Source organism: Prosthecobacter fluviatilis (assembly GCF_055388355.1).
Map to the genome: position 1 here is coordinate 5,971,976 of NZ_AP043782.1, position 24,611 is coordinate 5,996,586.

The following is a 24,611-nucleotide window of genomic DNA, read 5'->3' on the forward strand; positions in this document are numbered from 1 at the left end:
ATTTACTTGAACTCGGGATAAAACGGATTGTGCGCCTTTTCCTCTCCGACGGTTGTCAGAGGGCCGTGGCCTGGGCAGATGACAGTGTTGTCGGGCAGGGTGAAAATTTCCTTCCGGTTGGTGGCCAGAGCATCGGCATAGGAAACCATGCCGCCACCCATGCTGGAGGCAAAGAGCGCGTCTCCCACGACCGCCACCGGGCGCTCCAGGCCGCTGACCACATAGGTGATGCCGCCTTTGGAATGACCCCAGGTGCTGCGTGGCTCCACGCGGAGTCCGCCGGACTCCCAGGCTTCGGCGTCGCCGAGCTTGAAGGTCTTGGCACCCGCGCAGGATTCTTTCTCATGCACAAAAACCGTCACCGTTCCGTCGGCGGAGAGTTTGGCCAGGTCCGCGATATGATCACCGTGAGTGTGCGTGACAAAGATCAGGCTCAAATTGAGGCCTCTCTTTTGAATGAAGTCGATCATGGGGGCGGCATCCGCTCCTGTGTCAAAAGCGATGGCGTTCTTCGTCTCTGCGTCCCACACCAGGTAGGCGTTTACCGTCATGTCGTGGTAGGGGGTGTTAAACTGCTCCAAACCAGGCACCATGACCGGGTGCGGCCGCCATTCATTGTGAGCCATGGCCACCAGGGATGCGGCGTGCAGGTTCAGATGCGGGGCAATCTGGCGAAGCACGGCATCATTGGCGGTGCCATTTTTGACGGCGGCAATGTCTTCGACGCTCGCGCCGGAGCGGGAGGCCAGCTCGGTCTCACTGAGGCCCAGGCCGCGCATGGACTTGGCGATCACGTCATTGAAAAGGTCTTCAAGGGGGAGTTGCATGGGCCGATTCAAGGCGTTCTCACGGCGAAGGCAAGGCCTATGTGCCGCCGGTTCGTTACAAAGCGTGAACTGCCTGCGGGAATCCTTGCCACGAGCGGACTCGCTAGTAACATCGGCGCGCCATGACCGACCTCGATATTCGTGAAATCCACTTTCTGCGCGGACCCAACATCTGGACCAATGACCGTGTGCTGGAAGCCTGGGTGGATCTGGGCGGCCTCAAAGACACTTCGTCTGATATCGTTCCCGGGTTTGCAGATCAGCTCAAACGGTGGTTTCCAGGGATGATCGAGCACCGCTGCAGCATTGGCGAGCGTGGCGGCTTTTTTCAGCGGCTCGACACAGGCACCTGGCCGGGGCACATTCTGGAACATGTGACCCTGGAACTGCAGACGCTGGCCGGGCACACGGTGGGTTTTGGCAAAGCGCGTGAGACGTGCGTGGAGGGCTTGTACAAAGTGGTCATCGAATACCTCGATGAAGTGGTGGCAGAGGCCTGCATGCGTGAAGCGCGTGAGATCCTGCTGGCCGGGTACGCCGGCAAGGATTATGACATCGAAGACGCTGTGGCGCGGATGAAGCGTGTGGTGGACCGCAATGCTCTGGGGCCGAGCACGAATGCCATCATCGCCGCAGCTGAAAAGCGTGGCATCCCATGGCGGCGGCTCCGGGAGGGGCGCAGCCTGGTGCAGCTGGGCCAGGGGGCAAACCAGCGCCGCATCTGGACGGCTGAAACCGACCGGACAGGGGCGATCGCGGAGCACATTGTACAGGACAAGGACCTGACGCGCACCCTTCTGAGAAAAGCGGGCGTGCCTGTGCCTGAAGGACGTGTCGTGGCCAATCCGGACGATGCCTGGGAGGCTGCTGAAGACATCGGGACTCCCGTCGTGGTGAAACCGCAGGATGCGAATCACGGGCGCGGAGTCTTCATCAACCTCACCACACGTGAGCAGGTGGAGAGTGCATTTCAAACTGCGGCGACTGAAGGTGAAGGGGTGATGGTGGAACGCTTTATTCCTGGCAATGACCACCGGCTGCTCGTCGTCGGAGGGGAGCTGATTGCCGCCAGCCGTGGTGACCACGCAGTGGTCATGGGCAACGGTGCCGACACGATCAGCGTGCTGGTGGACACCCAGCTCAACACCAACCCTCTGCGTGGCGTGAGCGACTTCTGCCCATGGTCCAAAATTGACACGGAAGAATGGGACCCGGCCATCCTCCAGGAACTGGAGAAACAGGATTATCAGCCAGATTCCATCCCCAATGACGGCGAACGCGTGCTGATCTCTCGTTTTGCCAACTGGTCCACAGAGGTCACCGGTCTGGTGCATCCGCGCAACCGTGAACATGTCACCATCGCCGCCCAGGTGGCAGGGCTGGACATCTGCGGTGTCGATGTGGTTTGTACGGATATTGCCAAACCGCTCGAAGAACAGGGCGGGGCGGTCGTGGAACTGAATGCGAGCCCGGGGCTCATCATGCACCTGCGACCTGCGACGGGCGAGGTGCGGCCTGTGGGGGAAGCCATCATCGACATGATGTTTCCCGCCGAAAAAAATGGCCGCATTCCTGTGATCGGCGTCACCGGCACCCATGGGAAGACCACCACCGTCAAGCTGCTGGCTCACCTGATGAAGGCCACAGGAAAGTATCTCGGTGTATGCCACAGCGGCGGTCTTCAGTTTGGAGATCGCTTCTCATGCACCAAGACGGGAGATCGTACCAGCGGCACGCACGGAGTGCTGCTGCACCCCTGGACAGAAGTTGCCATCTGCGAAAGCAGCGCGGAGTCCATTCTGCTCGAAGGTCTTGGTTATGACCGTTGCCAGATCGGCGTGGTGCTCAATGTTGGTCCCGAGCATCTGGGGCTGGGCTATATCGACTCCCTGGAGCAGATGACCAAGGTGAAACGCTGCGTGGTGGACGTGGTGCTGCCTGAGGGAACGGCCGTGCTCAATGCCGACGATGTTTACGTGGCTGGCATGGCAGAGTCTGAGCACTGCCTGTGCAGCGTACTGTTCATCTCGCATGTTGCGGACAATCCTGTGGTCATTGCCCATCTGGCCAAAGGTGGGCGTGCTGTTTTTGTCCGGGAAGACATGGTGCTTATGGCTGAAGGCGACAAGGAACGCCGCCTTTGCGGTCTGAGCGAGGTGGCCCTGCCTGTCACCGGTCATTTCAGCTTCAATGTCCATAATGTCCTCGCCGCCGTGGGAGCCGCCTGGGCTTACGGATTGGCCGACGAGGTGATCATTAAGGGGTTGAGCACTTACGAATAAATTCGTAATCCAAGAAGGAACCGGGTTCGAAGATGCGTGTTCTACCGGCAGCACTGCTGCTGACAGCAACATGACTTCGAACATGCCACCCATACAGCCCAAGACCGCAGGTCATGCCAGGCCATCTTTTTCCATGGCTCACGAACCCGAGCTTGGCTGATCATGGACTCAGGCATTTGCATCAGGTTTCCCGCCGCTTCCGACTCCGCAGTCGGCCGGGCACTTTTGTGCACGGAATGGGAGCGCCTGGGAATTGAATCCGAAGTCGTGTGCCGCGAGCAGGGGTTGCCAGGCGCTGTGTGCCTGCGGCTGCATCTTGCAGCCCAAGGGGTGCTTGAGCGGATGCCCGGGCATGACACACTGGGCCTGGCCGAGAGTCTGAAGCTGGATGTGCGCCGCAACGAGGATGATCTGCTGCGTGAGATCTGGCTCACTTTGCTGAACTCTCCTGTGCTGCTGGAGTTTCCGAGCGCAGAGGAATTGCTCGCTGCCGTCAGCATGCGCAGGCGCATCGTGAAAAACGCCTCCCGTACCCGGCTGAATTTTGACCTGGAGGCGATCGAAAGGCCGAAGGATTGCTGGCGTTACTCGAAGGAGACGGGCTTTGTTCTCATTCCGGGCAGTCCTTTGATCAGCTCGCTCAAAAAAGCCTGTCAGCCGGAGGAGGGCGGGCAGTGGTACTCATTCTCCTGCTACCGGGCGACCGAGTATGTGGTGTTGCTGTCGGTCGCCGAGGAGGCGCAGATGAGCCACCCGGAGCTGCTGAACGAACTGCAGTGCCAATGGGAGAGGAAAGCCCTCACCGCCGATCCCTTCCAGGATGTGTTCCTGCACGAGCAAGGCAATCTGGAAGAGCCTTTTCCCATGCACTATTATGTGCCGGGAGACAGGGTTTGGTTCCGCAATCCAGACTCCCATTCCTCGGATGTGCCTGGCTTTGAAGGCTCCTGGGTGTTCTACCTGGGTGGCGGAATGTTTGCCAATTTCTGGAAAAGTGACCGCCCTTTCAGCCTGCTGACCAAATGTCTGGAGGTCTATCACTGGCGCGACGGTGTGTTCAAAAATGAGCGTGGCGTGCTGCAGATGGATGAGGCCAGGGTGGAGGAGCTGGTGTCTCAAACTCTGGCCGAGCCGGCAGTCTGCGCTAGAATCTATGAGCGCATGCACCGCTTGCGCGATGCCCGTGGCATTTATGCCGAGGGCGGCTGCATGGATGCCTCACGTGAGTGGCCCAGATTCATCCTGCCGCCTCACTCGGACATGATTCGCATTCTGCGGGCATCACAGCCGCACGAAGATCTTCCGCCGGTACATCCATAGCACCACCAGCCATAAGATCACAAACGTGCATGTCCCCAGGGTGACGGGCCTGAGTTCTGCGCCAAAAACATCAAAAACACGGGTGCCGAAATGCTTTTGCAGTGTTTCAAAAAACCAGATGTCCAGAGTGTGGCGCATCACATAGAAGACCAGCGAGTTCATGCCCAGGACAACAAAGGGGAATGACCAGCCCCGCCACTGCCGGACGTCAATGATCTGGTACAAGGCTGCCAGAGTCAGATAGCAGGCGCCTCCGCTGAAAAACACCCAGGCGGGTGTCCACAAGCGCTTCACGATGGGGCAGATGCCGCCAAAGTGCAGCACGAAACTAAAGGCAAGGCAGGCCACACTCGCAGTCATGAGACGTCTGGCTGGCTGGTCATCCTTTCTGAGCCAGGTTCCTGCCATCAGCCCGAGGATCATGGTGGCGATGGTGGGGATGAAGTTCAGTGTTGTGTAACCTCCGAGATAGCCGACGTAGGGCCGCTCGCGCGGGAATTCATTCAGCAGCCAGCGGTCAAAGCTCCAGCCCACGTTGCGGTTATGGTTCCAGTGGGCGAAAAAGCCTGTGAAATCATGCTGCCATCCTTCTGGAGTGTTGAAGTCGATGGGATTGGCATGCGGCGGCATCACCGGATAAAGCGCGTAGAGCAGCCAGTGGGAGATGAGTATGATGGCAAACCAGATCCAGCGCGCACGAGTGCCACAGTGCGCCAGAGCAAACACAGCCATGTAGCCGAGGCCTGTCTGGGTCAGCGTTTCGTCGAAGGTCCAGTGTGTTGCATCGCGGTCCACGCTCCGCAGGAAAATCCCAAGAAAGATCAGCGCCACCGACCGCCAGAGGGCGTGCAGGGTCATGTGCCATTGAGACTGTCCTTTGCGCTCGCGGGCTGATACGGAAAAAACCAGCGAAGCCCCGGTCAGAAAGGCAAACGACGGGTGAATCAGATCATTCAGCGAGCAGCCCACCCAAGGAATATGCGAGGAATGATGGCCTAAAAACTGCCAGATGGCGCTGTCGGGAAAGTGTTCGGAAACCTCGTCCAGCTCCAGCAGGCGCAGTCCGAGAAGAAACATCACAATGCCACGATACACATCGAGCGAACCGATACGCGAAGGCGAGGTGTTGGCGGGGTTCACGTTCAGTAGTAGTGTTCCAGCTTGCGTTTGCTGACCCGGTCCAAGCTGGCGATGTCTGGGATAAGATAGCGGGTGTTGCGGCGGTCCATAATGACAAGCCGGCCGTGGCCGAGGGGCTGGATGCTTTCATCCGTCTCGACTTCAAAGCTGGTGTCGCCACGATCTGTGGTGACATGCCACTCATGGCCGTCTGCGAGACGCACGATGCGGTGAATGACCTGGATGACGGGGACGAAGTCTCGTCTGGCAAGCGCTTCCAACAGCAGACTGCGTGAAGGCTCAGGCAGGCTCTGAGGATCCTCGATGCACAGAATTTCTCGCGCGCCCTGGGACTGGATTGAAATCCAGTGGTCCTTCTCTGTCAGGGGAAAGAGTTTGGCTGGGTGCACATTTACATGCCGCACTCCTTCCGCGTCCACCAGCACCAGGCGGCCCTGGGCGTCCCTGGAAAACTCGATGTTCTGTGGCTGCGGCGTGCTCATGCGTGGTTCACCTCCAGCATGGCCTGGTGCAGGCGCGCGTAGGTTCCGCTGCTCTGCATCAGCTGCTCATGCGATCCGATTTCCTTGATGCGGCCTTCCTCGATCACGACCAGCCGGCTTGCCTTGCGCAAGGTGCCCAGGCGGTGGGCAATGGCGATCGTGGTGCGTCCTTTGACGAGATGATCCAGCGCGGCCTGGATTTCACGCTCCGTCTCGGTGTCCACGGAGGAGGTGGCTTCATCCAGGATCAAAATGGCTGGATCGACAAGCAGGGCGCGAGCGATGCTGATGCGCTGCCGTTCACCACCGGAAAGCTGCTGGCCGCGCTCTCCCACCAGCGAGTCGTAGGCGTCCGGCAGCCGCATGATGAAGTCATGTGCACGCGCTGCACGTGCAGATGCGACGATTTCCGCCCGCGATGCCTCCGGTTTCCCATAGGCGATATTTTCCGCAATCGTCCCGTAAAAGAGGTAGGGCTCCTGCAAAACGAGCCCGAGATTTCTACGGTACCCAACGACATCGACCTCTCCAAGATTGAAGCCGTCCACGAGCACGGCTCCTTCGCTTACCTCAAAAAAGCGGCAGGCCAGGTTTACCAGCGTGGTCTTGCCTGCGCCGCTCGGACCCACAAACCCAACCATCTCACCCGGCGCGATTTTCAGGCTGATGCCACGAATGATTTCACGGGATCCATAACGAAACTTTACATCACGAAACTCAATTTCGCCGCGCAGGCGGCCGACCTTGATCGGATTGGACTGCGCGGGCACGTCAGGTTTGACATCGAGCACGTCAAAGATGCGGTGTGCACTGGCAGCCGCCCGCTGCATGGACGCAGTGAAGCGGCTCATGGAGTCCATGCGTTCATAAAAACTGCTGATATAAAGCACAAAGCCTGTCAGCACACCCACGGTGATGCTGTCATGTGCCACACTCCACGCACCCACAGCCCAGACGATGAGCAGGCCGATGTCAGTCAGCAGCTTGATCATCGGCGTGAAGAAGGACCAGGTCCTGTTGACGCGGTCGTTGGTGTCAAAGATGTGCTTGTCCGCTGCACGGAAGCGTTCGATCTCGCGCTGCTCCTGGGCAAACGCCTTGACCACGCGTACGCCAGGAATCGTGTCTGCCAGCACGCTGGTGAGCTGGCTGCCTGCACGGCTGGCGGCGGCAAAGCCACCCCGAAGATGCTCGCGCACTCGCTGCACCAGCCAGGCTACGACGGGCACCGGGCCAAGCGCGGCCACGGCGAGCAGGGGGTTGATGCTGAAGAGGATGACCGCGGTGAAAATGAACTGCAGCACATCGCAGAAAAAATCGATGAAGTTCACCGAGATAAAGAGGGAGAGGTGCTCTGTGTCCGAGCCTATGCGTGAGATAAGGTCTCCTGTGCGCTTGCGGTTGAAATAGGTGAGCGAAAGCCGCTGCAGATGCTCGAAGGTCTCCCGGCGCATGCGGCTGGTCACCAGCTCGGCGATCCGCGCCACCACAAAAGTCTTTCCCCAGTTCAGCGCCCAGGTCAGCAGGGCTGCGAGCGCCAGTTCTGTGATGAAAACATAGACCAGATGCACATGCACCCGCTCCGTCTGGCTTTGCATCGGTATGAGAACATCATCGACCAGTGACATGGTGAGCCAGGGGGCGATCATCTGGGCCCCGGTGCTTGCCATGGTGAGCGCCAGGCCTAGAAAAAGCAGCCGGTACCAAGGACGGCAGAAGCTAAGCAGACGAAGCAGCGGCTTGCCTGGCGGTATGTAGCCTTCAGCATCTTCGGCGGCAAAGATTTCCTCCTCATCCTCCTCGTTTTCACCACCGATTTTGTCTCCGCCGCCTGCCTCTCCGCAAAGGAGGCTGCGCTGCTCCCGGAACCGGGCCAAAAATGCCTCCACCTGCCTCAGGGAGCCGGATGTCACCCGCCACTGGCCGATGAGAGTGCCGTTTCCCATGAGGTGCAGAGCTATCGTCGCACCCATTTCCTCCAGGTTAAACTCCTGCAGGTCTGCCAGCTTCCAGGCGATGAAGCTTGGCTGGCCGGAGCCTTTGTCCTCAAAATGCAGCAGGCGTGTGTTTGTCAGCACAATCAGGCCATGCCGGAAATGCAGGCCGGCATCCAAATCCGTCATCAAACGGGCGACCATGCGCTCGCCTGATGCCAGTTTGGATTCGGCATGCTGAAGCAGGAGGTCGGGAAGGTCTTGGATGAGAGGACGCGGCAAAGTAGGGGCGGGTCTGGAAACCCGCCGATAGTCGAATGTTCCCACAGCTTGTCAAACCGGGGCGGTTATTTCCCCAAATCCGGATCATGTCATTTCCTGCATTGGGAAGAGGTTTCCCTTGACCTCCTGCCGGTCTGTGGACAATTCCGCGCGTTTTACTCCCCGCTTGCCTAACACAGCTCCATCCTGCGAACTCCGCTCCACCGTTGTTCGCAAAATCCTTGCGTTGCGAGGCCCGAATCTCTGGGCCCGCGAGACCGTTCTGGAATGCAAAGTGGAATTTCCCGAACTGACAGACTACGTCGCCAACTGGCGCTCCTGGCTTTTTTCCTGGCTGCCGGCGTTGGAGCCTCAGCTTAGCGAAACTTCCGTCGTACCTCAGGCTGATTCTCTCGCGGCTCTGCTGCAAGTCATAACGCTGCATCTGCAAAGCCGCTCGGATCTTCAGGTGAGCTTTGGCAAGGTGATGCCCACTGGGCAGCCTCTGACCTACCGCATCATCACCCAGTTTGACGAAGAGGTGGTGGCCCGGGCCGCCTTCGAACTCGCACGGCGCCTGATTGATGCCGCGCTGTTTGGCCAGACCATGGACGTCAATGCCGCCCTGACTGAACTGTGTGAGCTTGCCCAGGAAGTCTGCCTCGGCCCAAGCACCCGTGCCATGGTGGATGCCGCGCGCCTGCGGGGGATTCCGGTGCACCGGCTTACTGAAGGCAGCCTCGTTCAGCTGGGCTGGGGGGCGAAACAGAAGAAAATCCTTGCCGCCGCCACCAGCCAGACGAGCGCGATCGCCGAAGACATTGTCCAAGATAAGGATTTTACCCGGCGGATGCTGAATGAAATCGGCCTGCCTGTGCCGCAGGGACGTCCCGTCAAGAATGCAGAGGACGCCTGGGCAGCCGCCAACGAAATCGGCCTGCCTGTCGTCGTCAAACCCTTGGATGGCAACCAGGGGCGGGGGGTCGCTCTCAATTTGTATACACGCGAGCAGATCAGCACCGCCTACGCCGCCGCCCGGGAGGAAAGCCGCTCGGTCATCGTGGAGCAGTTTGCCGAAGGGGAAGACTATCGCGTACTCGTGATTGGTCGTGAGCTTATCGCCGCTTCACGGCGCTATCCTGCGCATGTGATCGGGGATGGCGAGCACACCATCCAGGAGCTCGTTGCTGAAAAAAACCGTGACCCGCGCCGTGCTGCCGACCATGCAGCCGCACTCAGTCGCATCCGCATTGACGCCGTGGCTCTCGCTGTGCTGGCGGAGCAGGGGGTCACGCCGGAGTCGGTCCCTGAGAAGGACCGCATGATCCTCATCCGCCGAAATGCCAATCTCAGCACCGGGGGCACCGCTGTGGACTGCACCGCCGAGGTGCATCCCACAATCTGCGCCGCAGCTGTGGAGGCTGCGCAGATGGTCGGGCTGGACATCTGCGGCATTGACATGATCGCGCCGGACATCACCCAGCCGCTAAGCCCGCGCAATGGGGTTATCATCGAGCTGAACGCGCGTCCCGGCCTGCGCATGCACCTTTACCCTTCAGAGGGAGAGGCGCGTCCGGTAGGCAAGGCGGTGATCGACACCATGTTTGCCCCGGACTGCCGCGGCCGCATCCCCATCGTTGCCGTGACCGGAGTGAACGGCAAGACCACCACCACGCGCTTCATTGCGCACTTGCTGAGTCAGAATCAGTGGTGCGTGGGCATGACGAGCACGGACGGGGTTTTCGTCGGCTCCCGCATGATCGACACCGGAGACTGCAGCGGCCCGAAGAGTGCACGCAGCATTTTATCCTACCCTCTTTGCGAAGCTGCCGTGCTGGAAACCGCCCGTGGCGGCATCCTGCGTGAGGGGCTGGCCTTTGACCATTGTGACGTGGCCGTGGTGACCAACATCGGTGCCGGGGACCATCTGGGGATCAATGACATCAATACCCCTGAGCAGCTGGCCGAGGTAAAGCAGTGCATCGTGGCCGCTGTGTCAGCGGAGGGCAGCGCCGTCCTCAACGCAGCCGACCCGCTGGTCGTCAAAATGGCGGAGACCTATCCCCGCAAGACCATTTTCTTTGCCTTGGATGGTGAAAACACGGTCATCGTCCTGCACCGGATCAAAGGGGAGCGCGCAATTTTTGTGAGAGATGGCAGCATCGTCCGTGCCACTGGTCCTAGCGAGGACATCTTCATGCCGCTAAGCGAGGTGCCACTCACCCACGGAGGGCGTATCGGCTTCCAGGTGGAGAACACTCTGGCCGCCGTGGCCGCTGCCTGGGCGCTGGGCATTGACGACGAGCTCATCCGCCAGGGGGCGCGCAGCTTTGTGCCCAGCCTGGATCAGAACGCCGGACGCTTCAATGTGCTGGATCTGAAGGGTATCACCGTCATTGTGGACTACGGTCACAATGTGGACGCGCTCCGTGCTTTGCTGGACGGTCTTCGCCAGTTTGAAAACAAGCGACGCATTGTGGTTTACAGCTCTGCAGGCGACCGCCGGGACAGCGACATCATCGAGCAGGGGCGCATGATTAGCGCTGAGTTTGACGACGCCTGGCTCTACGAAGGCGACTATGTGCGCGGTCGTGAATCTGGCGAAATCATGAGTCTGCTCGCCCAGGGGCTGGAAAACGCCGTGCGCACGCGGCGTGTAGAGTCAATCCTAGGCCATCTGAAGGCGGTGGATCTGGCGCTGGAGTCCGCGCAGCCGGGAGATCTGGTGATGATCCAGGCAGATACGGCGGATGAAACCGTGCAGTATTTGAAGGAAAAATACGGCGCCCAGTAGCTTGCGTGGTTTCGGTTCGATGAATCGCTTGCCACAGCACGCAGGATTCGGCTACTAGGAGGCGTTGATCCACCCATGACTACGACAACCGCCATCATCCTTAGCATTGCCTCCGGCTACCTCTGCGGCTCGGTGCCGTTTGGCTACCTCGCAGGGCGGCTCAAGGGAATCGACATCCGCCAGCATGGCAGCGGCAACATTGGTGCCACCAACGCCATCCGCGTGCTGGGGAAGGGGATCGGCATCCCGGTCTTCATTCTGGACATGGTCAAAGGCTGGCTGCCAGTGTGGCTGGCGGCGGGCTGGATCGCACAAACAGGCGCGGTGCCTGAGATGGTCTCCATCGGCAAGGTGCTGGCGGGTTTTGCCGCTGTGCTGGGGCACATGTTTACCTTCTGGCTTGGCTTCAAGGGCGGCAAGGGCATCGCCACCACTGGCGGTGTGCTGTTTGGCATCTCCAAGGCAGGCATGCTCGGTGGCTGGATCGGTTTCCTGACCTTCCTCTTTGCCTTCCGCTATGTCTCGCTCGGCTCTCTGGCTGCGGCGGTGGGGGTGCCCACGGCCATGGCCATCCAGATGTACCGTGAGGGGCACTGGGATTTTGTGCTGCTGGGCTTTGGCATCGTGGTCATGATCCTCGCCTTTGTCCGCCACCGCTCCAACATCCAGCGCCTGCTGGCCGGCACGGAGAACAAGGCCTTCACCAAAAAGAAGCCGCAGCCATGATCCAGAGCGCCACCGTCATTGGTGCCGGTAGCTGGGGCACCGCACTCGCTGCTTTGCTGTCCTGGCGTGGTTTGGACGTGCAGTTTTGGGGCCGCGATGCGGAGCTGATGGCTCAGCTCCAAGACACCCGCCGCAGTGCCCGCTACCTTCCGGACCTGGAATTGCCGCCGCAGGTGCGGGTGACGTCTGATTTTCATGCGCTGCAGCCTGCGGACATGCTCGTTTTTGTAGTACCGTCCAAGGCCATGCTCAGCACGGCGCAGCTCGTGGCACAGAGTGGAGCCGCTTCTCGTGCGCGGGTGCTGGTGTCATGCTCCAAGGGCATTGAGCTGGAAACCGGCCGCCGTATGACGGAACTGATCGGCTCAGCCATCCCCGGCGTGCCGCTGGCGGTGCTCACCGGCCCGAACCATGCGGAAGAGGTGGCGCGCCAGATGGCCACTGCCGCCGTGGTGGCCTGTGCGGATGATGACATCGCCAAGGCGGTGCAGGCCTGCTTCACGCTGCCGTTTTTCCGCACCTACACCACCGACGACATCGTGGGCGCTGAATGGGCCGGAGCGATGAAGAACCCCTATGCCATCGCGGCGGGGATCGCCCACGGACTGAAGATGGGAGACAACACTCTCGCCGCGCTCGTCACCCGCGCACTGGCTGAAATGGTGCGGCTGGGCATGGCTGAAGGTGGCAAAGTGGAGACTTTTTACGGGCTTAGCGGAGTGGGGGATCTCATGGGCACTTGCTACTCCGAGCACAGCCGCAACCACCGTGTGGGCATGATGCTGGGGCAGGGACGGCCGCTGGATGAGATCATCTCCAGCACACGTATGGTGGCCGAGGGCGTGCTGAACACCGCCAGCCTCCACCGCGCCGCCCAGGCACGCGGCGTGCGCATGCCGCTGCTGGGCGAGATCTATGCCGTGCTTCACCAGGGCAAATCGCCCAAGGAAGGTATGCGCGATCTTTTTTCACGTGATCCCCGTCCGGAGGCGGACTGATTTTTCCATGGCTGACACAAACGGTTACGAACTCCTCGACAGCGGCTCTTTCCAAAAGCTGGAGCGCTTTGGCAATGTGGTGCTCTCCAGGCCCTGCGCGCAGGCGGTCTGGCGGCAGACGCTGCCCAAGGCGGACTGGCAGCAGGTGACCGCCACCTTTTTCCGCGACGGCGGCAACCAGTGGCGCGGCCGCGACAAACTGCCGGAGACCTGGGCTATCGAGGTGGATGGCACCAAGTTTCAGCTCAGCTCCACGGACTTTGGCCACCTGGGCATCTTTCCCGAGCAGCGCGACCAGTGGCGGCGCATCCGCACGGTGTGTGCGGAATATGCTCAAAAGCACAACCGCCCGGCGCGTGTGCTCAATCTCTTTGCCTACTCCGGCGGCAGCACGCTGGCCGCCGCGCATGCCGGCGCTGAGGTGTGCCATGTGGACGCCTCCAAAGGCATGGTGGACTGGGCGCGCAAGAATGCCGCGCTCAATGGCCTGGAGGCAAAGCCGGTGCGTTGGATCGTGGATGACGTGACCAAATTTCTGGAGCGCGAGCTGCGGCGTGACCGCCAGTATGACCTGCTCATTCTCGATCCGCCGAGCTACGGGCGCGGGGCCAAGGGCGAAGTCTTTAAGATCGAAAACGACCTGCCTCCGCTGCTCACGCTGCTGGGCAGGCTCATCTCCCCCGAGCCGCTGGGAGTGCTGCTCTCCTGCCACACGCCGGAGCTGACGCCCATCTCTCTGCATCATCTGCTGCTGCAGCAGTTTGGCCGCAGCGGCGGCAAGGTGGAGCAGGGTGAGATGCAGCTCCGCGGCGGTGCCAGCGTGCTGCCTGTGCCCAGCGGCAGCTATGCCTGGTGGCTGGCCGACTGATTGAGCATTCGACATTCCGCCTCCGTCATCCGACATTTCCGCGATGCTTGCCTTTCTCCTCCGCCGCGTCTTCAGCAGCGTGATCGTGATCTTTTGCGTGATCTCGATCACCTTTGTGCTGGCGCGGATCACACCGGGCGGCCCATTCGACAAGGAGAAGGAGCCCCCGAAGCATGTGAAGGAGGCGCTGGAGAAAAAGTACAAACTCAGTGGCACCCTGTGGCAGCAGTACACCTCCTATGTCTCATCCCTCGCGCATTTTGATCTCGGGCTGTCCACCAAGTACCGCGACTGGAGCGTGGCCGAGCTGCTGAAGCAGAAGATGCCCAACTCCTTTGCACTGGGCTCGCTGGCCTTTGTGATCGCGAGCTGCGCAGGCGTCACGCTTGGCAGCCTTGCGGCGATGAAGCGGGACACCTGGATCGACCGCTCGGCCATGTTCGGCGCGCTGCTGGCCATCTCCATTCCGTCCTTCATCAGCGGGCCGTTTTTGATCGCCCTCTTCGCGCTGGGGCTGGGCTGGCTGCCGGTGGGCGGCTGGGGTACCGTGCAGCAGATGGTCCTGCCGGGGATCTGCCTGGCCGCGCCTTACATCGCCTACGTGGCGCGGCTCATGCGCAACAGTCTGCTGGATGTGCTGAAAAGCGACTTTCTGCGCACCGCGCGCGCCAAGGGGCTGAGCGAGACACAGGCCGTGGTGCGGCATGCAGTGAAGGTGGCCATCCTGCCCGTGGTCACCTTTCTCGGACCGCTCGCTGCTCATCTGCTCACGGGCTCGATGATCGTGGAAAGCGTCTTCAACATCTCCGGGGCGGGGATGATCTTTGTGAACTCGATCCAGAACCGCGATGTCTTCCTGCTCGGCGGTGCGGTGATCGTGTACTGTGCGCTGCTCGTGCTCTTCAATCTGCTGGTGGACGTGATCTACACGCTGCTGGACAAACGCATCAAACTCTATGCCTGAAGGCGCCGCTCCAGCATCCATCGCGAGGCCGGACGGCTGGCAGATCCTGAAGCGCAACCGCGCAGCGCTCATCGCGCTCGGGTTTCTCGCATGCCTTTCCCTCCTAGCCATCGTGGTGCCCATGCTGCTGCCGGCTGAGCTGAAGGGCACAAGCAGCGCCTCCTTCGTGCCGCCGCTGCAGCATGCCGTCGAATCCCGAACGCTGCATGTCTTTGGCACCGATGTGAACGGGCAGGACATGCTCTACCGCCTGCTCTCGGGCGCACGTGTCTCCCTCGGTGTGGGGCTGGTGGGCGCGCTGATCAGCCTCGGTATCGGCACGCTCTACGGCATGATCAGCGGCTATGCTGGCGGGCGCATTGATGGTGTGATGATGCGCACCATCGAGGTGCTGCAGTCCGTGCCGCGCATCCTCTTCATCATGATCCTAATCGCCGCGCTGGATGATTACGTGAAGGAGTGGGTGGATGGCTTGCGGCTCTACGCGCAGGCGCATGGCTGGCCGAAGTTTGCCGCCATGATGACCGACCTTAAGGCCTACTCCAAGGTGCTGGTGATGATCGTTTCCCTGGGGCTGGTGGAGTGGCTCACCATGGCGCGCATCGTGCGCGGCCAGGTGCTCGTGCTGCGGGAGATGACCTTTGTGACGGCTTCCCGTGCCATGGGCCAGAGCCCCTGGGGGGTGCTGCGGCGGCACCTGCTGCCGAACCTGAGCACCATCATCCTCACCTACCTCACACTCACCATTCCTGCGGTCATTTTGGATGAATCCTTCCTGAGCTTTCTCGGGCTCGGCATCGAGGATCCCGCTGCCAGTTGGGGCTCTCTGCTCAAGGATGGTGCGCAGGTCATCAACCCGATCGAGAGCAAGTGGTGGCTGCTCGTCTTCCCCGCACTGCTCATGTCAGCCAGTCTGCTGGCCCTAAACTTTCTCGGTGATGGATTGAGAGATGCGTTTGATCCGAAAAGTGGGGAGTAAGAGAGCTTGTCTTGATGTTTAAATGTTAATGCGCCTGCAGCCAGTTCAGTCCGGTCCCGGCCTCGACTTCCACGGGCACGCCTTCCAGAGGCAGGGCGTTTTTCATGGCTTCGAGGATGATGGGGCGGGCCTGCTCCACTTCGCCTGCGGGCATTTCAAAGAGGAGTTCATCGTGCACCTGGAGGAGCATGCGGGCCTGCAGTCCGGCTTTGGTCAGGGCGGCGTCCACGTGGATCATGGCCAGCTTGATCATGTCGGCGGCGGTGCCCTGGATGGGGGTGTTCATGGCTACGCGCTCGGCCTGGCCGCGCACGGTGGCGTTGGCGCTGGTGAGATCGCGGATGACGCGGCGGCGGCCCGTGAGGGTCTCCACATGGCCGCTCTTTTTGGCGTCTTCGACGATCTTCTCCATGAAGCGTTTGATGCCGGGGAACTGCTTGAAGTAGTTCTCAATGATGGTGGCGGCTTCACCGCGTGGGATGCCAAGGCGCTGGCTGAGGCCGAAGGCGGAGATGCCGTAGATAATGCCAAAGTTCACCATCTTGGCGGTGCGGCGCATCTCGGGAAGCACGCCGTCTAGCTCCACGCCATACACACGCGCGGCGGTGGCCTGGTGAATGTCGTGCCCGTTGGCAAAGGCCTCGATCATGGCCTTGTCCCCGCTGAGAGCGGCCATGACACGCAGCTCGATCTGCGAGTAGTCCGCACTCAAGAGCACCCAGCCATCAAAGCCCGGCACGAAAGCCTTGCGGATCTCGCGGCCCAGATCGGAGCGGATGGGGATGTTTTGCAGATTGGGGTTGGTCGAGGCCATGCGGCCCGTGGCGGCCATGAGCTGATGGAAGGTGGTGTGCACCCGCCCTGTGACTTTGGAGACTGCATGCGGCAGCGCCTCGACGTAGGTGCTGTTCAGTTTGGTGACCTCGCGGTAGTCCAGAATGTCCTGCACGATGGGGTGCAGACCCAGCAGGGACTGCAGCACCTGCTCGTTGGTCTGGTACTGACCGGTGGCGGTCTTCTTGGGTTTTTCGAGCAGCTTGAGGCGGTCAAACAGCACCTCGCCGAGCTGCTTGGGGCTGTTGAGGTTGAAGGGGGCGCCCCCGTATTCCTGAATGCGGCGCTGCAGCTCTTGCGCCTTCTTTTCCAGCTCCAGACCGTACTCGCGCAGCGCCTGCACGTCGATCTTCACACCAAAGTTTTCCATCTTCGTCAGCACAGGCAGCAGCGGGCACTCGACCTTTTCAAAGACATACTGCTGCTGTTTCAGCTCAGGACGCATTTTGGCGGCCAGCTGCCACGTCACATCCGCGTCTTCGGCGGCGTAGTCTGCCACCTTGCGGGCGTCCTTCTCCGCCACGTCGGCCATGGTGGCCTGGCTGAAGAGGTCGTCTTTCTCCGTGCCGATGAGGCTGGAGATGGGCACGGGTGTGTAGTGCAGGTACACCTCCGAGAGGTAGTCCATGCCATGGCGCTGCTCGGCGTCGATGAGCGAGTGCGCGAGCATGGAATCGAAGTACGGACCGCTGACCTCCACGCCATGCGCGAGCAGCACACTGAGGTCGAATTTGAGATTATGTCCGATCTTCTCCACACCCGGCCGTGTGAGCACCTCGCGGAATTCTTCCAGCGTGGCCTTGGCCGCTGCCTTGTCGCGCGGAAAGTGCACAAACCAGCCCTCATGCGCCTGCCATGACAGAGCGATGCCGACAATCTGCGTGTCGCGCGGATCGAGGCCTGTGGTCTCCAGGTCAAAGCAGAAGGATGAAAGTGTAGCAAGCTGCGCGATGAGCTTCTGCCGCTCCTCGGCTGTCTGCACGAGGTGGTAGGTGTGAGGTGTGTCTGCGATGGTGCTGAGCTTGGCCGGCGCGGGGGCGGAAAAGAGATCATCCTGCGCAGGCGCATCGGCTGCTGCGGGGCTGGCGGCCTCCATCTTGCGGCTGCGGCCTGCCTTGAAGTCATCGCCATAGAGTCGGCGGCCGAGCGCGTTGAATTCAAATTCGGTGAAGAAGGCTTTCAGCACTTCATCGTTGTGCGGCTTCACCACGAGATCCGCCACCTGAGCCTCGTAAGGCGCGTCGTGGAAGATGGTGGCCAGTTTCTTGGAGAGCAGGGCGTCTTCCTTGCTGGCCTCCAGCTTTTCCTTCTGCTTGCCTTTGAGCTGGCCGACATTGGCCAGCAGATTTTCCACGCTGCCAAACTGTTGGATGAGCGCCGTAGCGGTCTTTTCGCCAAAGCCTTTCACACCAGGGATGTTGTCCACGGCGTCTCCCATGAGTGCGAGAATGTCGATGACCTGCTCCGGGCGCTCGATGCCCCAGCGCTCGCAGACTTCCTTCACACCGAGGATCTCGGTGTCCGCCCCGGAGCGCCCAGGCTTGTAGATCTTCACATGCTCGGAGACGAGCTGGCCGAAGTCCTTGTCAGGCGTGACCATGAAGGTCTCGATGCCTTCTTTTTCGGCACGCTTGGCCATGATGCCGATGATGTCGTCCGCCTCGTAGCCGTCGCGCACCAGGATGGGCACGTTCATTGCCTCCATGAGCCGCTTGATTTGCGGGATGGCCATGCTGATGTCTTCTGGCATCTCCTCGCGCTGCGCCTTGTAGGCGGGAAACATCTCGTGGCGCGGCGTTGGTGCCGAGGTGTCCAGCGCCACGGCGAGATGCGTGGGCTGCTGGTTTTTCAGAATGTCGAGCAGCGTGTTGGCAAAGCCGTAGAGCGCAGACGTGTTCAGGCCGTCGCTGGTGCGGATGGGAGCTTTGATGAAGGCAAAGTGCGCGCGGTAAAGCAGCGCCATGCCATCGAGGAGGAAGAGGCGTTGGGACATTTGTCCAAAGACTAAACAGCCCAGAGACATGCGCAAACGAAGCTGCTCAGGGCGGTGCCCGGAATCGCGCAGCTTTTCACCGCCCGCTCACTGCGCCAGTGCGCTCAGGACTAGGCATGAACCAGCAAAGTGCGCGCCTTTTCGATCTGCGTCTCACTGCCCAGCAGTAGTACGGAATCTGCTGCATGGATTTCCTCGGAGATGCCGGGATTGATGATGCTCTCCCCCTGCCTCTCAATACCGACGATGCTGGCCCCGGTGAAAGTGCGCAGTTTGAGATCGGCGAGCAATTTCCCGACGGCCGGAGAGCCGGTAGGCACCGTTACCGTCACCAGAGAGGCGTCCCGCAACAGGGATGGCAGGGCTGGGGCGCTCGCATCATGGTGAGGGAGCGGTGTCTCGTTGAGCGTCTCATGCAGGGCGAACTGCGCTTTCGTATGCAGCTGGATGAAGGTGCGCCGCAGCAGGAAGGCGATGGCCACCAGTACGGGCACCAAGGCGATAAGCAGATTTCGCGAAGGGAGCACGGCCGTGCTAAGCACCAGCATGAATAGGAAGAGTCCGGCGCATCCGGCCAGGAAGATGACAGAGGACACGATGCCACGGAGTCCCTGAGTGCGCTCGCCCGCAGCGGCGCGGGTCACACTCATCTCGCTGACCATCATTCCAAAGGCCTGCCACTTGCGCACGACGGCGATGGTCATCGGCAGGCTGAGGATCATGGCGCTGAGCCAGAGCATTCCTTTGATGCCATCCATCCCGCCCGGTGCCTCGGGCCACCAGCGCTGCACACGGTCCTTGAGGAAAACAGCTCCGATAAAAACGGCGGCGATGAGCAGCAGGTTCAGCGCGATCTGCCAGCCCCACTTGCGCAGAAACTTGCCGGGTGTTTTCTTGTTGCCGCTGCCTGCCAGGTTGCCCACCCAGATGGTGTAGGCGTCCAGCATGCGCATGAGCCCCCCGGGCATGATCTTCTCCATACCTCGCACGGCCGCGTCCGAGCCCTTGATGAGATACGGAGTGGAGAGAGTCGTCAAAGCCGACACCGCCACGACGATGGGGTAGAGAAACTCGCTTGTCACCTTCAGTGAGAGGCCGAGTGCGGCGATGATGAAAGAGAATTCGCCGATCTGCGCCAGCCCCATGCCGACGCGCATGGAGGTCCGCATGTCATTGCCCGCGACATAAGTGCCGAAGCCGCAGGAGATGACCTTTCCAGCGATCACCACAAGGGTGATGATCACCACCGGACCGATGTGCTCCATGATCACATGAGGGTCGATGAGCAGACCGATGGAGACGAAGAACACAGCGCTGAAGAGATCCCTCACCGGATGCATCAAGGTCTCGATATGGGCAATGTGGCGGGCCTCGGCAATGATGGCGCCGATGAGGAAGGCCCCCAGTGCCACGCTGTAGCCCATCTTGACCGCGAGGAGTGAAACTCCAAAGCAGAGGCCGATCACCGTGACGACGGTCGCCTCGTTGCTCTTAAACTTGGCGACCCAGTTAAGCAGGCGTGGCACCACAATGAGTCCGGCAACGAGCAGCACACCGAGGAAGGCGGCCAGCTTGCCCACAGTCGTGGCCACATCGCCCATGGCCAGGGAGCCCGTGGTGGCGAAGCCTGAGAGCATGGCAATCATGAGAATGGCCAAAATGTCCTCGACGATGAGAATGCCGAAGATCATCTGGGCAAAGCGCTCCTTGGTCTTTCCCATCTCTTCCAGCGCCTTGATGATGATCGTGGTGGAGGAGATGGAGAGGATCGCGCCCAGAAAGACACTGTCCATCGTAGCCCAGCCGAAGGCCCGGCCAATCTGGTAGCCAGCCCAGGTCATCAGAAAGATCTCAAAGAGGGCGCCCAGCAGCGCTGTTACACCCACTTTGGTAAGCTTTTTGAGGCTGAACTCCAAGCCCAGCGCAAACATGAGAAAGATGACTCCCAGCTCTGACAGCGTCTCGATGTTATGCAGATCATTGATCAGCAAAAAAGGCGGCGTGTGCGGCCCGATGATGACCCCTGCCAGGATATAACCGAGCACGACCGGCTGCTTGATGCACCGAAATAACAAGCTGACCACCGCGGCGATGATCATGACAACGGCAAGGTCTTGGAGGAATACAACGTGGTGCATCAGAGGTTAACTTATTGAGGGTTTTCTGCATGCCGCCCAGGAACCATTCATGGACGCCTTTTTTACCCTGCACGCCGGGGACGATGCAGGACACTGCTTATACGCTTCACGAGACGGTTTGGCTCCCGTGGAATTAAAAAAAGATCATGCCAAAAATGCCCCCGAAACTGCAATGAAAATGATTTAAGCGAAGGGAGAAAGGTCAAAGTGAAGGAGCGGCCATCGGCTGCTCTCCGATCATGTTCCTTGCAGCATTTCAGCCTGCTCTACGATGGAATTTGCAGCCTCCGTCTCATCATTGACGACCTGAGTCGCCCCTAAGCGTTTGAGACGTTCGACGTCCGAGCTAAACCGGGCACGGGCAAGCACCGCAATGTCTGGGCGCAGCGCCCGGATCAAGCTCAGGGCCTGTGCATTGATCGTGGCATCGGGGAAGGTGAGCGCGACGATCCGTGCGTTTTTCAGGCGCGTGAGTTCCCAGGTTTCCTCATGGCATGCGTCGGCAAAGAGCACAGGCTGCCCTTCACGATGGAGCTTGCGGACGGTCTCAGCATTCAGTTCTACGACGAGGGTCTGCACGCCTGCATCAAGCAGGGCATTGTTGAGCTTTTCGCCCACGGGACCATGCCCGCAGATAATGGCGTGGTTCGAGAGCAACGCGACACGCTGGCGGAGGCTGCCTGCGTCAAACTTCACCGGCTTGCCGCGGCCCCAGCCGCGCTTCACCAGCCAGTCGCCGAGAGGAATGCCGAATTTCAACAGCGCCGGAAGCAGTCCCATGGAAAGCGCGCTGGCCACCAGCATCGTCTGCTGTGTGTCATCGCTCCATAGGGCGGCGGCGCGCGTTTGCTGCAGCAGCACGAGGGAAAACTCCCCCGCGCTGCACAGGCCGATGCCGGCCATCAGAGCCTGCTTTTGCGCCAGTCCCAGGCGGCGCGCCACGAAGGTGATGATGACTGCCTTCGCCAGCATGAAAACCAGTGTGAGGGCGGAGATGGGCATCCACAGCCGGGCTGCCGTTTTGATGTCAATCATCAAGCCGACCGAGACAAAGAAGAGCGTGAGGAAGAGATCCTTGAGCGGCATCACATCCGCGAGGATGCGATGTTTAAAGATCGACTCGCTAACCGCCAGGCCAGCAACAAAAGCTCCGAGCGCGAGGCCCAGGCCTAGAAGGCCTCCTGTGAAGGCAAGGCTCACACAGCAACCAATGACCGTGAGCGTGAAAAGCTCCCGGTTGCGCGTGCGCGTCACCGCATTGAGCAGCCAGGGAATGACCCAGCGCGCCATCACGCCGGACAAAACCACAAACGCTCCGCCACGCAGGACGAGGGAACCGAGACGTGGCAGGATGGCCTCGTCGGGTCCTTCATGCGGCAGCAGCAGCGGCAGAAACATGAAGAAGACGATGATGAAGAGGTCCTGAAAAATCGCCACGGCCAGCGCCATGCGCGCGCCGGGGCTGGCTTCGAGCCCGAGATCCTGAAAGCTTTTCAAACTGACTGCGGTGGAGCTCAGGGAGAGCGCTACCGCGAGGATGACGCCTCCATGCCATGAGCTGGTATGGAGCACACTGGAAACCGCTGCAACCACGATGCCGCAAAGCCCCATCTGCCAGCCGCCGCCAACGAACGCCAGCCGTCGCAGGAATCGTAGCTCACCGAGTGAGAATTCCAGCCCAAGTGTGAACATCAGCAGCACGACGCCGAACTCCGCCATCTGCGAAATCTGTTCGTGTGATGCTCCCCCCCCGAGAATCCCCAGCACGCCGGAGTTCGCAATCAGCACGCCGCAGATAAAGTAGCCGGCCAGCATGGACTGCCGCAACCGCAGCAGCAGCAGGGACACCAGCACCACGCCTGCAAGCATCAGTGCCAGCAGCGCAAAGAGCGGTGGGATGGCGGAGGTGGCGATGGTGAAATTCTGAATCATGCGCTGCCTCTTTCTTGGCGGTTCAAGTGCGACAGATCAAGTTTTGATGAATGGCTTTCCCCTCAAGCCGTGAATGAATTGAGTTAAAGAAAACATTTAGCCCATGCTCTGTCAGCACTGATTCATTGTGGCTTTCTCACATCGCCAGCGGAGGCATTTCACTCAGCAATGATGTGTCAGTGGCAAGCCCTGAAGATCAGGCGTCCCTCCGCTCGTCAGCGCTATACTGCAGGTTATACAGGTTTTGGTAGATGGCATTGCGCGTCAGCAGTTCCGCATGCGGACCGCGGTCTACGATGCGGCCCTGGTCCATGACAATGATCTGGTCTGCCTCGAGGATGGTGGAAAGGCGGTGGGCAATGGCCACCACCGTTTTGCCAGCGGACAAAGTGTGGATGGCGTCCTGCACAATCTTTTCGCTCTCGGTGTCGAGTGCCGAATATGCCTCGTCCAGCAGCAGGATGGGGGCGTTGCGCAAAACGGCGCGGGCTATGGCGATACGCTGCTTCTGCCCACCGGAAAGATTGCAGCCGCCCTCACCCACAACCGCATCATAGCCATTGCTGATCTGCACGATGAATTCATGAGCATGAGCCTTTTTCGCGGCAGCGATGATCTGCTCTTCAGTGGCATCGGTGCAGCTGTAGCGGATGTTTTCACGAATGGTGTCGTGAAACAGGAAAGTGTCCTGGTTGACGATGCCGATGTTGCCGCGCAGGGACTTTTGTGAGATCGATTTCACATCCCGACCGTCCAGCAGCACTGAGCCCTGGTCGGGATCATAAAAACGCAGCAGAAGAGAGAAGAGAGTGCTTTTACCAGCGCCACTGCGTCCGACAAGTGCGTAAAACTTGCCAGGTTCCAGGTGGAGATTGATGTCTGTCACGGCGGGAAGATCTTTTTTCTCCCCATTGCTTTCGCGGTAGTAGAGAGCGGTGTTTTGAAAGGTGATTTCACCCCGTGAGCGTCCGATGTCCACGGCGTTAGGTGCGTCCTGAATGTCCGGAGTGCGTTCCAGCAGTTCAAACACCATGCCCGCCGCCACGGTCGTTTTGTGCAGCATCATTTGCACGCGGCTCAGTTCTTTCACGGGAGGGTAGATCTGAGTGAGCGCCATCACCATGATGAAAAAGTTTTCCGCCTCAAGGCCCCGGTCCCATGCATACACAAGGCCTGCGGCGATTCCGAGCGAGGCAATCGTTTCCACACTGGGGCCGACAATTTCGATGGCCTTGGCCCAGCGGATCATGTTGCGCGTCATGCTGGCGTTGGTCCGTTCAAAGCGGTCCTCGGCGTGCTTTTCACCGGCATAGGCCTTCACCAGCCTGATGCCGGCAAAGGATTCCTGCATGGCCACCATCAGTTCTCTGGAGTCATATTCTTCCCGCGCCCCGCTCTTGCGCACCTTTTTGCCGATGCGGATGATCGGCAGCAGGCATGCGGGGAAGATAACGAGGGACATGAGGGTGAAAAGCCAGTCCTGCGCAAAGAGGACGACCAGAATGGAAATGATCGTCAGTGGGCGCTGCGCGACGATTTGAATGATCTGCATGGCATTCCGCTGGACCACCGCCGTCTGACTGGTGACCGTCTGCATCAGTTCACCAGTCTTGGCGGAATTGAAGAATGCGGGGGACTGACGCATGACGCATTGAAAGGCGTCATTGCGCATCTGGTAGGCCACCTTGCTGGTCACCCAGGCCTGCATGTAGGCGGACAGGTAACCAAAAAAGCCGCGAAAAAAGATCAGCACCGGTATGAAGGAGCACGCGATCATGACTCCCGTCAGGCCAATGGGGGCGTCAGCATCGAGGTTGAACATCTTTGCCAGGTTGATTTCACCCACCAGAGGCAGATCAGTCCCCTCTCCCAGAGTGCGGGTCTTGCCTTTTAGAACCAGGGAAAAAATGAGCTGAAACCCGATGAGCATGAACCCGTTGAAGGCTGCACTCACCATTCCCAGCAGCAAGCTCAGCACGAAACGCCCGCGATAGGGAAGCAGATACTTCCAGATGGAGGCGAGCGTCTTTTTGATCAGGATTGAGAACTGAGGGTCTTCTGGATGTTGCATGTGAAAATTGCGAGTGGGGAGTGCTGGCTCTCACCGGGGACACTAACTGCCTTTACAACCTGAGCACA

General features: G+C 60.1%; 17 protein-coding genes. 9 read left to right on the forward strand and 8 right to left on the reverse strand.

All coding sequences use genetic code 11. The annotated features are described in order from the left end of the window. Positions 1-2: 2 nt before the first annotated feature. Positions 3-827, reverse strand: coding sequence for an MBL fold metallo-hydrolase (locus ACZ5WW_RS23295; RefSeq protein ID WP_377163429.1), 825 nt, complete (start codon positions 825-827; stop codon positions 3-5). 122 nt (positions 828-949) lie between these two features. Between ACZ5WW_RS23295 and ACZ5WW_RS23300 the strand changes: the two genes are divergently transcribed. Together ACZ5WW_RS23300 and ACZ5WW_RS23305 are read left to right on the forward strand one after the other, a co-directional pair. Beyond that, a complete protein-coding gene (locus ACZ5WW_RS23300; protein ID WP_377163431.1) occupies positions 950-3,109 on the forward strand; it encodes a cyanophycin synthetase in 2,160 nt (719 codons plus the stop codon). A 162-nt stretch (positions 3,110-3,271) separates the two neighbouring features. Further along, positions 3,272-4,429 (forward strand): hypothetical protein, encoded by a 1,158-nt coding sequence (locus ACZ5WW_RS23305; RefSeq protein WP_377163433.1) that lies wholly within the window; start codon positions 3,272-3,274, stop codon positions 4,427-4,429. Here the strand turns inward: ACZ5WW_RS23305 and ACZ5WW_RS23310 are convergent. Genes ACZ5WW_RS23310 through ACZ5WW_RS23320 form a run of 3 tightly spaced genes read right to left on the reverse strand, consistent with a single transcriptional unit; the run spans position 4,391 to position 8,267 of the window. Continuing rightward, positions 4,391-5,569 carry an acyltransferase family protein gene (locus ACZ5WW_RS23310; protein WP_377163435.1) on the reverse strand — a complete coding sequence of 393 codons (1,179 nt, stop codon included), beginning with the start codon at positions 5,567-5,569 and terminating at the stop codon, positions 4,391-4,393. The two genes, ACZ5WW_RS23305 and ACZ5WW_RS23310, sit on opposite strands and share 39 nt — an antisense overlap. A gap of 2 nt (positions 5,570-5,571) precedes the next feature. Next, on the reverse strand, positions 5,572-6,051 hold the full coding sequence (locus ACZ5WW_RS23315) for a DUF1854 domain-containing protein (protein WP_377163437.1): 480 nt from the start codon (positions 6,049-6,051) through the stop codon (positions 5,572-5,574). Continuing rightward, complete coding sequence (locus ACZ5WW_RS23320) at positions 6,048-8,267, reverse strand: cyanophycin metabolism-associated ABC transporter (RefSeq protein ID WP_377163439.1); 2,220 nt, start codon at positions 8,265-8,267, stop codon at positions 6,048-6,050. The genes ACZ5WW_RS23315 and ACZ5WW_RS23320 overlap by 4 nt, the downstream gene beginning before the upstream one ends. A gap of 166 nt (positions 8,268-8,433) precedes the next feature. Here ACZ5WW_RS23320 and cphA point away from each other — a divergent pair, with 166 nt between their 5' ends. The 6 genes from cphA (at position 8,434) to ACZ5WW_RS23350 (ending at position 15,575) form a co-directional block, all read left to right on the forward strand. After that, positions 8,434-11,040, forward strand: a complete 2,607-nt coding sequence (gene cphA, locus ACZ5WW_RS23325; RefSeq protein ID WP_417715078.1) for a cyanophycin synthetase — start codon at positions 8,434-8,436, stop codon at positions 11,038-11,040. A gap of 75 nt (positions 11,041-11,115) precedes the next feature. Further along, positions 11,116-11,766 carry a glycerol-3-phosphate 1-O-acyltransferase PlsY gene (gene plsY, locus ACZ5WW_RS23330; protein ID WP_377163443.1) on the forward strand — a complete coding sequence of 217 codons (651 nt, stop codon included), beginning with the start codon at positions 11,116-11,118 and terminating at the stop codon, positions 11,764-11,766. Further along, positions 11,763-12,764, forward strand: a complete 1,002-nt coding sequence (locus ACZ5WW_RS23335; RefSeq protein WP_377163445.1) for an NAD(P)H-dependent glycerol-3-phosphate dehydrogenase — start codon at positions 11,763-11,765, stop codon at positions 12,762-12,764. The genes plsY and ACZ5WW_RS23335 overlap by 4 nt, the downstream gene beginning before the upstream one ends. A 7-nt stretch (positions 12,765-12,771) precedes the next feature. Beyond that, positions 12,772-13,632 carry a class I SAM-dependent methyltransferase gene (locus ACZ5WW_RS23340; RefSeq protein ID WP_377163447.1) on the forward strand — a complete coding sequence of 287 codons (861 nt, stop codon included), beginning with the start codon at positions 12,772-12,774 and terminating at the stop codon, positions 13,630-13,632. A 43-nt stretch (positions 13,633-13,675) separates the two neighbouring features. Then, complete coding sequence (locus ACZ5WW_RS23345) at positions 13,676-14,596, forward strand: ABC transporter permease (RefSeq protein ID WP_377163449.1); 921 nt, start codon at positions 13,676-13,678, stop codon at positions 14,594-14,596. Beyond that, on the forward strand, positions 14,589-15,575 hold the full coding sequence (locus ACZ5WW_RS23350) for an ABC transporter permease (protein ID WP_377163451.1): 987 nt from the start codon (positions 14,589-14,591) through the stop codon (positions 15,573-15,575). Before ACZ5WW_RS23345 ends, ACZ5WW_RS23350 begins: the two co-directional genes overlap by 8 nt. 25 nt (positions 15,576-15,600) lie before the next feature. Here the strand turns inward: ACZ5WW_RS23350 and polA are convergent, their stop codons facing one another. Both polA and ACZ5WW_RS23360 read right to left on the reverse strand, forming a co-directional pair. Then, the gene (polA, locus tag ACZ5WW_RS23355; RefSeq protein ID WP_377163453.1) at positions 15,601-18,402 is read right to left on the reverse strand and encodes a DNA polymerase I; all 2,802 of its coding nucleotides are present in this window, start codon (positions 18,400-18,402) and stop codon (positions 15,601-15,603) included. Positions 18,403-18,512: 110 nt separating this feature from the next. Then, a complete protein-coding gene (locus ACZ5WW_RS23360) occupies positions 18,513-20,540 on the reverse strand; it encodes a monovalent cation:proton antiporter family protein (protein WP_377163455.1) in 2,028 nt (675 codons plus the stop codon). A gap of 49 nt (positions 20,541-20,589) precedes the next feature. Here ACZ5WW_RS23360 and ACZ5WW_RS23365 point away from each other — a divergent pair, with 49 nt between their 5' ends. Further along, positions 20,590-20,727: a hypothetical protein gene (locus ACZ5WW_RS23365; protein WP_377163457.1), complete on the forward strand. Its 138-nt coding sequence runs from the start codon at positions 20,590-20,592 to the stop codon at positions 20,725-20,727. 50 nt (positions 20,728-20,777) lie between these two features. Here the strand turns inward: ACZ5WW_RS23365 and ACZ5WW_RS23370 are convergent, their stop codons facing one another. Then, a complete protein-coding gene (locus ACZ5WW_RS23370) occupies positions 20,778-22,472 on the reverse strand; it encodes a cation:proton antiporter domain-containing protein (protein WP_377163459.1) in 1,695 nt (564 codons plus the stop codon). Between the two features lie 196 nt (positions 22,473-22,668). Then, complete coding sequence (locus ACZ5WW_RS23375; protein ID WP_377163462.1) at positions 22,669-24,543, reverse strand: ABC transporter ATP-binding protein; 1,875 nt, start codon at positions 24,541-24,543, stop codon at positions 22,669-22,671. Positions 24,544-24,611: the final 68 nt, after the last annotated feature.